We start from the raw sequence: 13,362 nt of genomic DNA on the forward strand, positions 1-13,362 counted from the left end.
CAGCCGGCGGGTGAAGTCGGCGCGTATTAGTCATATTTGACGTAATCGGCTGACCGGGCTACCTGACGGACGTAAAACCGGGCGTGGCATTTTCCGAGGTCTTTGAATCGCACACGCCTATGTGCTTACCGTCACATTGCTCGCCAACGCGAGCCCCGGTGATCGCCTCACGCCGAATCCTGTCGGCGTTCACCCGGGCCACCTGTGCATGAAGCACCGCTGACAGGAGCGGGGGACCCACGGTAAGCGCCGCTCCGGTCCAACGAGAAGGCGGACCGGGCGGCTTGGGGTCAAGCCGCACGTATGACGTACGGCCGGGCACTCACAGCCCGCACCCGACAGCTCACCTCGCAGGCGTCGGTGAGAAAAGAGCATCATGCTTCTTCCTGCCGGAACGGGTAAGCACCGCCGCCCCGCCGCACAGGCACGCCTTGGTGCACACTCCCGCATGGCCGTCCTCGTGGGCGCCACCGGAACAGCGATCGGGCTGCCGGTGCTCGGCGCCCAGCACGCGTTCGCGGCGCCCATCGATACGTGGGAACGGGTAGCCGCCTGCGAGTCCGGAGGAAATTGGGCGACGAATACCGGGAACGGCTATTTCGGCGGCGTCCAGTTCTCCCAGTCGAGCTGGGAAGCCGCCGGCGGCCGGAGCTTCGCCTCGCGCGCCGACCTGGCGTCGAAGCAGCAGCAGATCGCCGTCGCGGAGCGGCTGCTGTCCATGCAGGGCCCGGGCGCGTGGCCCAACTGCGGCCCACGCGCGGGCCTGGCCGCGGGGAGTCCGGCCGCCGGGCAGATCGTCCCCCCGGCGCCGCAGGAGGCCCCGCAGCAACAGCAGCAGCAACCGGAGACCCTGCCGCAGCCGGCCCCGCAGACGCAGGAGCAGGCGCCGCAGGAGGCCCCGCAGGGCACCGAGGCCCGCGGCGCCGCCGAGCAGACGCAGCCGGAGTCCCGCACGGTCTTCCGCGGCTTCTACTACGAGGTCCGCGAGGGCGACACCCTCGACGACATCGCCCGGCGGCACGGCGCGGAGAGCTGGCAGCAGTTGTACGAGGACAACAAGCCGGTCGTCGGCGCGAACCCGGACCTGATCCGGCCGGGCCAGAAGCTGAAGGTGAACTAGCCCCGTGCGCGGGCGGGCCGAACCGGACCACGAACGGGCCGGCCCGCCCGCGCCGTGTGCACCGCTGCCTGCCGCTCCTGCCGCCGCCCGCTCCCTGGGCCCGCCGGCCGCCCGGCACGCCGCCGCGGTACGGCGCGGCCGTCCCGGCCCGTCCGGTGCGCGGGCCGGGACGACCACGCCGTACGCCACCCGCTCCCGCGGCTCCCGTCCCCGCAGCCTCCGTCCCCGCCGCCCCCGCCCCCGCGGCTCCCGTCCCGCGCCGCGTCCCGCGGTCCGTCCCCGCTCCCGGGCCCGAACCGTCTCGTACCGCGGAATGCGGCCGGGTGCGCGCCGGGGCCGTCACCCGGGGCGGCTAGGCTCAGGGCGGAACCCGTAGCGAATCCCTCCGAAGGAGACACCGTGCCGTCCATCGACGTCGTCGTAGCCCGAGAGATTCTCGACTCCCGCGGCAACCCCACGGTCGAGGTCGAGGTCGGCCTCGACGACGGCAGCACCGGCCGTGCTGCCGTTCCGTCCGGCGCCTCCACCGGCGCCTTCGAGGCCCTGGAGCTGCGCGACGGGGACAAGGCCCGCTACGGCGGGAAGGGCGTCGAGAAGGCCGTGCTCGCCGTCATCGAGCAGATCGGCCCCGAGCTCGTCGGCTACGACGCCACCGAGCAGCGCCTCATCGACCAGGCGATGTTCGACCTCGACGCCACCCCCGACAAGTCCTCCCTCGGCGCCAACGCCATCCTCGGCGTCTCGCTCGCCGTCGCGCACGCCGCCTCCGAGGCGTCCGACCTGCCGCTCTTCCGCTACCTCGGCGGCCCCAACGCGCACGTGCTGCCCGTGCCGATGATGAACATCCTCAACGGCGGCAGCCACGCGGACTCCAACGTGGACATCCAGGAGTTCATGATCGCGCCGATCGGCGCCGAGTCGTTCTCCGAGGCGGTCCGCTGCGGCGCGGAGATCTACCACCAGCTCAAGGCCGTCCTCAAGGAGCGCGGCCTGTCCACCGGCCTCGGCGACGAGGGCGGCTTCGCGCCGAACCTCGACTCCAACCGGGACGCGCTGGACCTCATCATCGAGGCGATCCAGAAGGCCGGCTACACCGCGGGCCAGGACGTCGCCCTCGCGCTCGACGTCGCCGCCTCCGAGTTCTACAAGGACGGCGTGTACGTCTTCGAGGGCAAGGGCCGCTCCGCCGCCGAGATGACGGAGTACTACGAGCAGCTCGTCGCGGACTACCCGCTGGTGTCCATCGAGGACCCGCTGTTCGAGGACGACTGGGCCGGCTGGCACGTGCTGACCGAGCGCCTCGGCGACAAGGTGCAGATCGTCGGTGACGACCTCTTCGTCACCAACCCCGAGCGGCTGCAGCGCGGCATCGACGAGGGCTCGGCCAACGCGCTGCTGGTGAAGGTGAACCAGATCGGCTCGCTCACCGAGACCCTGGACGCCGTCGAGCTGGCCCAGCGCAACGGCTTCAAGTGCATGATGTCCCACCGCTCCGGCGAGACCGAGGACGTCACCATCGCCGACCTGGCCGTCGCCACGAACTGCGGCCAGATCAAGACCGGCGCCCCCGCCCGCTCCGAGCGGGTCGCCAAGTACAACCAGCTCCTGCGCATCGAGGAGATCCTCGACGACGCCGCCGAGTACGCGGGCCGCAGCGCCTTCCCCCGCTACAAGAACGGCTGAACGGACCGACCCCGTACGACATCGGCGTCGGACGCCCCCGGCCCCGGCCGCACCGCGTAGGGTGCGACCGGGGCCGACCACCGCTTGCCGCCCGGGGAGGACGCGACGCACATGGCCAGGGAGCGCTTCTCCACCACCACCCGGCTCAAGCTGCTCGGCGAGCAGGCCGTCAGCCGGGTCTCGGAGCGCGTCTACCGCGCGCGCCCGCCGCGGCGCAGCCGGCTGACGGGGCGGGCCGCGGTGCTCGCGCTCGTCGTCTGCTCGCTGGTGGTGGCGCTCGCGTACCCGCTGCGCCAGTACATCGCCCAGCGCGCCGAGGTCGCCGAGCTGGAGCGGGAGAAGGCCCAGGCCGAGCAGCGGGTGGAGGAGCTGCGGGACGAGAAGTCCCGCTGGAACGACCCGGAGTACGTGCGCCGGCAGGCCCGCGAGCACCTGCACTACGTCCTGCCCGGCGAGACCGGCTACCTGATGCGCGACGGCACCGGCTCCGCCGGCTCCGGTGCGGAGGGGGAGGCGGTGGACAGGCCGTGGTACGAGAACCTGTGGGACGGCCTGGACGCCGCGGACGGCCGGCGCTGAGGCGCGTCACGTACGCGAACGCCGCCCGCCGCGGCACGCCGGCCCGACGCGGGACACCTGCCGCCCGCCGCCGCCCGGCGCCTGACGCCGACCGCCCGGCTGAACGAGGAGAGATGGACAAGCCCCCGCCGCCCACCGAGCACACCCCCGCCACCGCGGCCGACGCCGCCGCCGTGGCCGCGCAGTTGGGCCGCGCCCCGCGCGGCCTGCGCGCCGTGGCGCACCGCTGCCCGTGCGGCAACCCGGATGTCGTGGAGACGTCCCCGCGGCTGCCCGACGGCACGCCGTTCCCGACGCTGTACTACCTGACGTGCCCGCGCGCGAACTCCGCGATCGGCACGCTGGAGGCGGACGGCGTGATGAAGGAGATGACGGCCCGGCTCGCGGCGGACCCGGAGCTGGCGGCGGCGTACCGCGCGGCGCACGAGGACTACCTCGCCCGCCGCGACGCGATCGCCGAGCTGGCAGGATTCCCGAGCGCGGGCGGGATGCCGGACCGGGTGAAGTGCCTGCATGTGCTGGTCGCGCACGCGCTGGCGGCGGGGCCCGGGGTGAACCCGCTGGGGGACGAGGCGCTGGCGATGCTGCCGGAGTGGTGGGCCAAGGGCCCGTGCGTGACGCCCGAGGAATCCGGGGAGGATGAGGCATGACCCGAGTGGCTGCCGTGGACTGCGGTACGAATTCGATCCGCCTGCTGGTCGCGGACGTCGACACGCGGTCCGGCGAAGTGAAGGACCTGGACCGCCGGATGGAGATCGTCCGGCTGGGCCAGGGCGTGGACCGTACGGGCCGGCTGGCGCCCGAGGCGCTGGAGCGGACCTTCGCGGCCTGCCGCCGGTACGCGGAGATCATCGAGCGGCTGGGCGCGGTCCGTACCCGGTTCGTCGCCACCTCCGCCTCCCGGGACGCGGAGAACCGCGCGGACTTCGCCCGCGGCGTGGAGGAGATCCTCGGCGTCCGCCCGGAGGTCATCACCGGCGACGAGGAGGCCGCGCTGGCCTTCACGGGCGCGACGAAGGAGCTGTCGGGACGGGTGCCGGGGCCGTACCTGGTGGTCGACATCGGCGGCGGCTCGACGGAGTTCGTCTCCGGCACGGACGAGGTGGCGGCGGCCCGCTCGGTCGACATCGGCTGCGTCCGCCTCACCGAGCGCCACCACTTCGCCGACCCTCCGGCGCCGGCGCAGATCGAGGCGGCGAAGGCCGACATCGCCGCGGCCCTGGACACGGCGGAAGCCGCGGTCCCGCTCCGCGACACCGCCACCCTGGTCGGCCTCGCCGGCTCGGTCACCACGGTCGCGGGCATCGCCATGGACCTCCCCGCCTACGACACGATGGCCCTGCACCACGCCCGCGTCCCGGTGGCCCGCATCCGCGACATCACGAACTCCCTGCTCAAGGCCACCCACGAGGAACGAGCCGCCATCCCGGTCATGCACCCGGGCCGCGTCGACGTGATCGCCGCGGGGGCACTGGTCCTGCTGTCGGTCATGGAGCGCACGGGCGCCCCCGAGGTGATCGTCAGCGAACACGACATCCTGGACGGGATCGCGTACCGGTCCGCCTCAGCCTGATCGAGGCCGCTGACCTGCCGAAACGCGGGTGATACCGACGGCGAGGGCACCGAGCGCTTCCTTTTCGGGGCCGTAGATGCTCCGAATGTTCGCGAGCTGCTGCTCGCGCGAGGCTGTCGGATTGACGTTGTCCGGGCCCTCGCTGTCGAGCAGGGCCTCGAAGTTCGGGTACTCGTTGACCCGGGTGACCCTTACGTCGACAGTTTCCTCGGTGCCTTTGATCCGGAACCGGATCACGTCGCCCGCGGCAAGGTCGGCGAGGTGCGGATACTTGACCCTTACCTCGATGGACTTCGTGCCGGCGGCGACAAGATCGAAATACCGCCGGTAGAGATTCAGCTCGTGAACGCGAGCCATGGTTCCGGTCATGGGGCGGGAACGCTCCTAGTCGCTGGTGCGGTCAGCAGTCGGCCGACTTCGCCGACGGAGTACGAACGGAAGAAGTGCCGCGGGTCCGAGAGCACGATCTCGGTCATGCCGAGCAGGCGCTTGACGTAGTCGGCTAACGTGCCGGGCCATTCCCGGGTGTCGAGCATCCAGGGCTCCGCGCCGTCCGGCAAGGGCGCATGCCCTTCCCGGATGAGGGATTTGGACAGCTTCGCGCCCGTGTCCGTGACGACCTGCGGGCAGAACAACCGGGCGGGAAGCTGCTGCGGGGCGAGGCCGACGGCCTGTAGGGCTCCGTCGACGAGCTGCGAGCCGAACACCCAATCGCCGCCCTTGACCATCACGTGGAGCGTGCCGCTGTACTTGTCGCCGAGGGACAACTCTTTCACGAGGTTCCGGTACAAGGTGGCCAGGTCGAGGTACCCGCCACCGCCAGGAGTGATGGTGACCTCGTACGCGCCGTGGTGCAGGCACTCGGCGGTGACGGTGGCGTGATCGCGGCTGCTGTCGCGTACGCACGTGCGCTGGGCGTACTTCTCGGACCAGCCGCATCCCGATGCGGGACACGGCACGCGGAGGTGAGCGACGCCGGCCGAGGGGGCGAGCCACCAGCGGGCCGCATCCATACGGGGCAGAACGCGCAGCCACGTGCGCCGGTAGTGCTCGGTGGCCTGCTGCTGGCTGTAGGTCTCGACGGCGTAGGGCACCGCCAGGCGCTCGGAGAGCGCGGCGAAGAGCGGTCGGTACAAGGCGTCGATCTGCTTGGTGATGGCCTGCTCGCCGAGAGCGTGCGCGTAGGTGCGCATGTACCGGTGACCGGTCGAGGGGGCCGTGACGATGGCGTGTGGGGCGTTGTCCAGCGCGGCGAACCGCACCTCGACTGGCGCGCCGAACTTCTCGCGCACCCTCGCTGCCGTATCGAAGGTGAGGGACTGGACGAGTGACGTACCGATGTGGGGCGCCCCGTTGATCTGCGTCCCGACGACGAACACGATCCGCTCGGGTGCCGCGTCGAGGACTCGAGGTGTGAGCACGTCCTGAGCGTGTGAAAGCGCGTTGGCCAGGACAGTATTCGGCGATACCGGGTAAGTGCTCACACTTCCTCCTCGGTTGGGTGAACAGAACGATGCCGCGCCGCTAACACGTTGCCTCTGCCGGTTGCCTGATTTTGAACTCGGCCCATACGACCTTGCCGGGGCCGGTGCGGTCGGACACTCCCCAGTCGTCCGCGAATGCGGAAACGAGCAGCAGCCCGCGGCCGCGGTCGTCGGTGTCTGCGGGCGTGCATAGGTGCGGGATGTTGGTGCTGGCGTCGTGTACCTCGATGCGTACTACGTTGTCGCTGCACATGATCTGGACGAGGAAGCGGCGGCCGATGGGGGTGTGCTGTAAGGCGTTCGTGGCCAGTTCGGAGACGCACACGCGGATGTCGTCGGCCTGCTCGGGAGCGCATCCGCTGATGCAGTCCGCCACGAATGTTCGCGCGCGGCCGACGGCTGCGACGCTGCGAGGGAACGAACGCGATTTCACCTGGAGTCACATCCTCGGGCGTGGGCGGACCGGCGGCGCCCTGGCGCTCGTTGTCCTGGGACTGCAAGCCGGTTGAGCAAGATTATGGCGCGCAGTCCTAGGACAGTCAACAGTCCTAGGACTGTGCTTCACTGTCGCTGTCGAGAGGAGTGCGGCATGGCGCCCAAATGGCGAGAGCTTGCGGACCGACTGGCCGAACAGATCAGGAGCGGCGAGTACCTGCCCGGTGCCCAGTTGCCGCAGATCAGGGACCTCGTGGAAGCGGGGGAAGGTTCGAAGTCCACGGTCCACGCGGCGTACAAGGCGTTGGAAGCCGAAGGGCTGGTCACGTCGTCGCGTGGACACGGCACGGTCGTCCGCGAGCGGATTCCGCTCAAGCGGCTCGGCATCGGGCGGTACGACAAGGCCAAGTGGCGCGACGGCGATGAAGTGGCGTTCATCGCCGACCGTGTGGCGTCCGGGCGCGCGTACAACCGGGACGAGCAGACTCAGACCATCAGCCGGGTGCCTGCGCCGGCCGCCGTCGCTCAGGCGCACGGCCTGCCCGAAGGTGCGGAGGTCTACGCACGTGCGCGAGTGATCAAGGAAGGCTCACAGCCGACGCACACGCTCACCAGTTACTACCGTCCCGAGCACGTGGAAGGAACGCGCATCGTCGACCCGGCGCCGGGGCCCGCCGGCCGGGGCGGCGGCTTCCGTGTCCTGTATGACGCCGGATACGAAATCGACCACATGCGGGAAACGCTGTTCGCACGCATCCCCACGGCGGACGAAGCGCAACTCCTCCGGCTCGCACCGGGCGAGTGGGTGGTGGAGTTGCACCGGACGACCTGCACGGCTGACGGCACCGTGGTGGAATTCGCGATCGGCGTTCACGCGGCGACGCGCTTCTCCTGGACCTATGACTTCAAGGTCCCCGACTCGGCGAAGGCGGAGGGCGAGAGCCAGTGATCTCGACGCAGGTGTGGGCCGACGCGCAACGGCTCTGGGACTTTCAGCAGATGGGTCACGAGCTGCGTCCGTGCTCTGTTGCGATCGGGCTGGGCAGCCATGACCTCGGAGTCGCTGAGATCACCGCCGATCTCTACCACCGGGGCATGATGCCGCTGATCGTCTTCACCGGGGCGACCAGCCGCACCACACGCGACCGCATGCCGCGTGGGGAGGCTGAGCACTACCGCGAGCGGGCGGTGGAGCTGGGGGTGCCGGCCGGTGCGGTCCTCGTCGAGCCACGGGCCCGGAACACGGGGGAGAACATCCGCTTCTCCCGCACGTTGCTCGAAGAACACGGTGTCCCTGTGTCGTCCGTCCTGCTGATCAGCAAGCCGTACGAGGAACGACGGGCCTACGCGACCGCACGCAAGCTGTGGCCCGAAGTCGACTGGGTCAGTGCCTCCACGCCCATGACGCTGACCGGATACGTCGACTCCATCGGGGACGCACGGCTGGTGCTCGACATGCTGGTCGGGGCGCAGCAGCGGCTCATGGTCTACCCGCAGCAGGACTTCATGATCGAACAGCACATCCCCGACGACGTGGCCGCAGCGTACGAGCGGCTGCGCGACGCCGGTTTCACGAGCAGACTCGTACCGGATGCCACGGAGCGGAAGTGACGGAGCCGAGCACCGAAGGAAGTTCGTGAAGTTATTCACATGCTTCCGGTGCGGATTTCGCCTTCTGGCTCGGATCCTGGACTCCGCGGGCCCGCGCGGCGTGTGACAGGCGCTTTGCGTCAGAGTGACGTCTGTGCGTCGCGGGCTCGAAATCCCAGCTCACGGGCCTGTCGCCGAAAACCGCCCCGCGGTCCGTGACGAGCGCACAAGGTGCGGCGGCGCAGTGTAGCACCACAGGGGGTGGAGCTTGTGAACCCCCTCACGAGCACCCCTCCGGTACCGGGGGGATACTCGAATCATGAGCACTACGGAGCGTCCCAGGATCCTCGTAGTAGGCGGCGGTTACGTCGGCCTTTACGCGGCGCGCCGCATCCTGAAGAAGATGCGGTACGGGGAGGCGTCGGTCACCGTCGTCGACCCGCGCTCGTACATGACGTACCAGCCGTTCCTCCCCGAGGCGGCCGCCGGCAGCATCTCCCCCCGGCACGTCGTGGTGCCGCTGCGCCAGGTCCTTCCCGGCGCCGAGGTGCTCACCGGCCGCGTCACCTCCATCGACCAGGACCGCAAGGTCGCGGTTGTCGCACCCATCGTCGGCACTCCTTACGAGGTGCCGTTCGACCTCCTGATCGTCGCCCTCGGTGCCGTCTCCCGCACCTTCCCGATCCCCGGCCTCGCCGAGAACGGCATCGGCATGAAGGGCGTCGAGGAGGCCATCGGGCTCCGCAACCACGTGCTGGAGCAGCTCGACAAGGCGGAGTCCACCAACGACGCCGACACCAGGCGCAAGGCGCTCACCTTCGTCTTCGTCGGCGGCGGCTTCGCCGGCGCAGAGACCATCGGCGAGATCGAGGACCTGGCGCGTGACGCCGCCAAGTACTACCCCTCGATCAAGCGCGAGGACATGCGCTTCGTCCTCGTCGACGCCGCCGACAAGATCCTCCCGGAGGTCGGCCCCGCGCTCGGCAAGTGGGGGCTGAAGCACCTCCAGCAGCGCGGCATCGAGGTCTACCTCGACACCTCCCTGGAGTCGTGCGTCGACGGCCGCGTCGTGCTCAAGAACGGCCTGGAGGTCGACTCCCACACCATCGTGTGGACCGCGGGCGTCAAGCCGCACCCGGTGCTGAAGGAGTACGGCCTGCCGCTCGGCCCCAAGGGGCACGTCGACACCGCCGCCACCCTCCAGGTCCAGGGCACCGACTACATCTGGGCCGCCGGCGACAACGCCCAGATCCCCGACCTCGCCGCCCGCGCGGCCGGCGCCGAGAACGCCTGGTGCCCGCCGAACGCCCAGCACGCCCTGCGGCAGGCCAAGCTCCTCGGCGACAACGTCGTGGCGGAGCTGCGCGGCTTCCCGCAGCGCCAGTACCGGCACAAGAACAAGGGCGCCGTCGCCGGGCTCGGCCTGCACAAGGGCGTAGCGATGATCAACGTGCTCGGCCGGTCCCTGAAGTTCAAGGGCCGCCTCGCCTGGTACATGCACCGTGGCTACCACGGCCTCGCCGTGCCCACCTGGAACCGCAAGATCCGGGTCTTCATGGACTGGACGCTCGGCGTCTTCCTCAAGCGCGAGGTCGTCTCGCTGGGTGCCATGGAATCGCCGCGGGACGAGTTCTACGAGGCCGCCGCGCCGGTCACCGCCGCCGCCCGGGCCCAGCACGACCAGTCCGTACGCGACGGAGAGGCGACGCGGGAGCAGCAGCATGCCCGCGGCGCCGCCGGCCTGCCGCCCGCCGAGGACGGCCGCGACGAGCGCAGTCGCGAGGAGCGCAGCCGCGAGGCGGCCCGCGCCTCCTGACCTCCAGGTACCCGCCGGTCAGGCGCCCACCCGGTCCGCCGGGCAGGGCGCCTGACTGCTCTTTTCGGCTGGTACCCGCGCCCCGGCGGGCAACGGGACTTCCCCGGGTGGGTCTTGGTGTTTACGTGTAGTCCAGCAACGGCGGACACACCACGTCGACCACCTGCCCATCTCACGGAGGTGCGCCATGCCCCACGGAGCCGCGCCCCGGCTCGCCGCCCTCGCGGAAGAGCTGCTCGGAGGCCCGCTGCCGATCCGTATCCGCGCCTGGGACCGCTCGGAAGCCGGTCCCGAGGGCGCCCCCGTCCTCGTCGTACGCCACCGCAGAGCGCTGCGCCGCATCCTGTGGCGGCCCGGCGAACTCGGCCTCGCCCGCGCCTGGGTCGCCGGCGAGATCGACGTCGAAGGCGACCTGTACGCCGCCCTCGACCGGCTCGCGGGACTCCTCTGGGAACGCGGCCCCGATGCCCCCCGCCCCCGCCCGGCCCGCCTCGCCGCCGCCGCCCGCGGCGCCCTCGCCCTCGCCCGGCCGCTGCCCCCGCCCCCGCCGCCGCCCGAGGAGGTGCGCCGGCACAAGGTCCGCGGCGCCCTGCACACCCTGCGCAGCGACAAGGCCGCCGTCAGCCACCACTACGACGTCGGCAACGACTTCTACTCCCTCGTCCTCGGCCCGTCCATGGTCTACTCCTGCGCCTACTGGCACGAGGACGGCACCCTGGAGGACGCCCAGGCCGCCAAGCTCGACCTCGTGTGCCGCAAGCTCGGCCTCAGGGAGGGCGACCGGCTGCTCGACGTCGGCTGCGGCTGGGGCTCGATGGTGCTGCACGCGGCGCGCGAATACGGCGTACGCGCCGTCGGCATCACGCTCTCCCGCGAACAGGCCGCGTACGCGCGCAAGCGGGTGGCCGACGCAGGACTCGGCGACCGCATCGAGATCCGGGTACAGGACTACCGCGAGACGGCCGACGGCCCGTACGACGCGATCTCCTCCATCGGCATGGCCGAGCACGTCGGCTCCCAGCGCTACGGCGAGTACGCCCGCGGCCTCCACCGGCTGCTGCGCCCCGGCGGCCGGCTGCTCAACCACCAGATCGCCCGCCGTCCGCTGGCGGATGAAGAGGACTACGTCATCGACGAGTTCATCGACGCGTACGTCTTCCCCGACGGGGAGCTGTCGCCCCTCAGCACGACGGTGGACCAGTTGGAGCGCGCGGGCTTCGAGGTGCGCGACACCCAGGCGCTGCGCGAGCACTACGCGCTGACGCTGCGCCGCTGGGTGGCGAACCTGGAGGCCCGCTGGGCTCAGGCCGTGACCCTGACCTCGCCGGGGCGGGCGCGGGTGTGGCGGCTGTACATGGCGGCGTCGGCGCTGTCCTTCGAGCACAACCGGATCGGCGTGAACCAGGTGCTGGCGGTACGGACCCCGGCGTCGGGCGACTCGGGGGTGCCGCTGCGGCAGCCGCGGTGGCGCTGAGGCTCTGTCCTGGGGCGCGTGGACCGGGTGATTCCGCAAACGGTACGAGGGCGTCACGCCGGCGCAGCACGGGGTTAACACGGGTCCTGCATCGTTGAGGACGTCGGCAAGGAACTCTCCGGAGCGGCTCCCGGACCTCCTGGTCGCCGGACGCAGGGCACGGCCTGACCGGCCCGCGCGTCCCCACGCGGGGACCGCCGTCGTCCCGCCCCTTGGTGCACGCACCGGGGGTGCGGCGGTCCCCGCGTCACACGTGTGTGCGCAGGTGCACGAGCGGGTCGTCGAAGCTGACGTGCTCGGCGACGTCGTGCAGCATCGCGCGGTAGTGGGCACGGCGGTGCGGCGCGGGAGTGGTGAGGGTGAGCACGGCGAGCCGGCTGCCGTCGGGGTGGGGCAGATAGGCATGAATCTGCAACAGCCGCTCGACGGCGATCCCGAGATCCGGTGCGACGCGCATCGCCGCCTCCCCGATGGCGGCGGGCCCGCAGGGTAAGTCGAGGACTTCGATACGGTCGTGACCTGCGGCGACGGCACGAGCGGCGGTGAGGTGCAGGGGCGCGCGACTGATCTCCTGCCACCGGAAGGTGAAGAACGAGGTGAGCAGTCGCCCGTCGCCGTCGTCGTCGCGATGGAGTCCCAGCGAACAGTGCACGACGCCTTCTTCACGAAGGGCGAGCATCATCCGCTGAGCACCAGCTAACTGCCCGATCACCCGCTGCCGCCCGACCCCGTCGGGAACTCCGGCGAGTAGGTCGTCGACGACTTCTCGCAGTCGCGAGGCGTCGGTGGTGTCGGACTGGGCGGTGAGAGCGTCGAGCGGCAGCGTGGTGAATCCGGCGGGCAGGGCGAACCACGCTTCGCGGTCGGGTTGGGTGACGGAATCGCTGAGGACGTACGTGGCATGTTCGTCAGCCATTGCGCCTCGCTGACCGGGCGCCGGCCTGCCGGGCACGTGCGACGTACTGCTCGCTTGCCTCCCAGGAGTTATGGTCGGCAGGTGCGAAAAACGCGTGGGGTTGGGTGAGTAGGTGCAGGCGCTTCGGCTTGAGGTCTGCCGTTTTACTCGGAGGGCCACTGCTGACGGCGACGACGCCGAAAAAGCGCGGATCGCCGGCCAACCAAATCGGGTCCAGTTGTGCCTTGAGTTCCGGCTTGGCGCGGGGTGCCATGCGCCTCCCCCACCAGTTCACGCGATAGTGGGTGAGAAAGTGCAGCGGTATGCGCTCTCCGGGTCGCTCCGGGTTCGGGAACTCGATCCACTTGTCTCCGTGAGGTGATTCAGGGTGCTGTGATAGACCGTAAGGGGCGTGGTCGAGGCGCCAGGGGTAAGTCTGAAGGATGCGGCGCATTCGCACGTAAACCTGGAAGAAGGCGAGCGCGATGAGTGCACGGTATCCGCCGTAGACCATGGGGAAAATCAACAGAGGAACGAAGCCGGTCGGCAGGAGCAGGATGAGTATCAGGACTCCGAAGGCGGTGAGAAGCCAGCCGATGAAGGCGATCGTGTTCATCGTCAGTCGCTCGGCCCACACGCGCCGGGTGGGGGGATGGTCCCAGGCGGTGGAATAGTCGGAAGGGTGCACGGAAGACCTCGTTCGAGAGTGGCCG

The 13,362-nt window shown here is 70.5% G+C and carries 14 protein-coding genes and 1 riboswitch; of the genes, 9 read left to right on the forward strand and 5 right to left on the reverse strand.

Annotated features, from left to right (window positions below; all coding sequences use genetic code 11):
* Window positions 1-207 precede the first annotated feature (207 nt).
* A riboswitch (cyclic di-AMP (ydaO/yuaA leader) is annotated at window positions 208-372 on the forward strand.
* Between the two features lie 76 nt (window positions 373-448).
* The 5 genes from CXR04_RS22900 (at window position 449) to CXR04_RS22920 (ending at window position 4,955) form a co-directional block, all read left to right on the forward strand.
* Window positions 449-1,120 (forward strand): LysM peptidoglycan-binding domain-containing protein, encoded by a 672-nt coding sequence (locus CXR04_RS22900; RefSeq protein ID WP_101424177.1) that lies wholly within the window; start codon window positions 449-451, stop codon window positions 1,118-1,120.
* Between the two features lie 399 nt (window positions 1,121-1,519).
* Window positions 1,520-2,803 (forward strand): phosphopyruvate hydratase, encoded by a 1,284-nt coding sequence (eno, locus tag CXR04_RS22905; protein ID WP_047016128.1) that lies wholly within the window; start codon window positions 1,520-1,522, stop codon window positions 2,801-2,803.
* 111 nt (window positions 2,804-2,914) lie between these two features.
* On the forward strand, window positions 2,915-3,382 hold the full coding sequence (locus CXR04_RS22910) for an FtsB family cell division protein (protein ID WP_199850512.1): 468 nt from the start codon (window positions 2,915-2,917) through the stop codon (window positions 3,380-3,382).
* A gap of 113 nt (window positions 3,383-3,495) precedes the next feature.
* Entirely contained in the window at window positions 3,496-4,032 is a 537-nt protein-coding gene (locus tag CXR04_RS22915) for a DUF501 domain-containing protein (protein ID WP_101424179.1), read from the forward strand.
* On the forward strand, window positions 4,029-4,955 hold the full coding sequence (locus CXR04_RS22920; RefSeq protein ID WP_101424180.1) for a Ppx/GppA phosphatase family protein: 927 nt from the start codon (window positions 4,029-4,031) through the stop codon (window positions 4,953-4,955). Before CXR04_RS22915 ends, CXR04_RS22920 begins: the two co-directional genes overlap by 4 nt.
* On the opposite strand, the gene CXR04_RS22925 is transcribed toward CXR04_RS22920, so the two are convergent.
* From CXR04_RS22925 to CXR04_RS22935, 3 genes are read right to left on the reverse strand one after another with little or no spacing between them, the layout of a single operon-like run.
* A complete protein-coding gene (locus CXR04_RS22925) occupies window positions 4,947-5,324 on the reverse strand; it encodes an ASCH domain-containing protein (RefSeq protein ID WP_101424181.1) in 378 nt (125 codons plus the stop codon). The two genes, CXR04_RS22920 and CXR04_RS22925, sit on opposite strands and share 9 nt — an antisense overlap.
* A complete protein-coding gene (locus CXR04_RS22930) occupies window positions 5,321-6,439 on the reverse strand; it encodes a hypothetical protein (RefSeq protein WP_101424182.1) in 1,119 nt (372 codons plus the stop codon). The genes CXR04_RS22925 and CXR04_RS22930 overlap by 4 nt, the downstream gene beginning before the upstream one ends.
* Window positions 6,440-6,479: 40 nt before the next feature.
* Window positions 6,480-6,872 carry an ATP-binding protein gene (locus CXR04_RS22935; protein ID WP_101424183.1) on the reverse strand — a complete coding sequence of 131 codons (393 nt, stop codon included), beginning with the start codon at window positions 6,870-6,872 and terminating at the stop codon, window positions 6,480-6,482.
* Between the two features lie 156 nt (window positions 6,873-7,028).
* Here CXR04_RS22935 and CXR04_RS22940 point away from each other — a divergent pair, with 156 nt between their 5' ends.
* The 4 genes from CXR04_RS22940 to CXR04_RS22955 all read left to right on the forward strand — a co-directional run bounded on the left by CXR04_RS22940 (window position 7,029) and on the right by CXR04_RS22955 (window position 11,754).
* Window positions 7,029-7,823: a GntR family transcriptional regulator gene (locus CXR04_RS22940; protein WP_101424184.1), complete on the forward strand. Its 795-nt coding sequence runs from the start codon at window positions 7,029-7,031 to the stop codon at window positions 7,821-7,823.
* On the forward strand, window positions 7,820-8,485 hold the full coding sequence (locus CXR04_RS22945; RefSeq protein WP_101424185.1) for a YdcF family protein: 666 nt from the start codon (window positions 7,820-7,822) through the stop codon (window positions 8,483-8,485). Before CXR04_RS22940 ends, CXR04_RS22945 begins: the two co-directional genes overlap by 4 nt.
* A gap of 298 nt (window positions 8,486-8,783) precedes the next feature.
* Window positions 8,784-10,280, forward strand: coding sequence for an NAD(P)/FAD-dependent oxidoreductase (locus CXR04_RS22950; protein ID WP_101424186.1), 1,497 nt, complete (start codon window positions 8,784-8,786; stop codon window positions 10,278-10,280).
* Between the two features lie 187 nt (window positions 10,281-10,467).
* On the forward strand, window positions 10,468-11,754 hold the full coding sequence (locus CXR04_RS22955; protein ID WP_101424187.1) for an SAM-dependent methyltransferase: 1,287 nt from the start codon (window positions 10,468-10,470) through the stop codon (window positions 11,752-11,754).
* A gap of 247 nt (window positions 11,755-12,001) precedes the next feature.
* On the opposite strand, the gene CXR04_RS22960 is transcribed toward CXR04_RS22955, so the two are convergent.
* Window positions 12,002-12,670: a hypothetical protein gene (locus CXR04_RS22960; RefSeq protein ID WP_101424188.1), complete on the reverse strand. Its 669-nt coding sequence runs from the start codon at window positions 12,668-12,670 to the stop codon at window positions 12,002-12,004.
* Window positions 12,663-13,265 (reverse strand): hypothetical protein, encoded by a 603-nt coding sequence (locus tag CXR04_RS22965; protein WP_101426542.1) that lies wholly within the window; start codon window positions 13,263-13,265, stop codon window positions 12,663-12,665. The genes CXR04_RS22960 and CXR04_RS22965 overlap by 8 nt, the downstream gene beginning before the upstream one ends.
* Window positions 13,266-13,362: the final 97 nt, after the last annotated feature.

The sequence above is a fragment of the Streptomyces sp. CMB-StM0423 genome, from assembly GCF_002847285.1.
Lineage (GTDB): Bacteria > Actinomycetota > Actinomycetes > Streptomycetales > Streptomycetaceae > Streptomyces.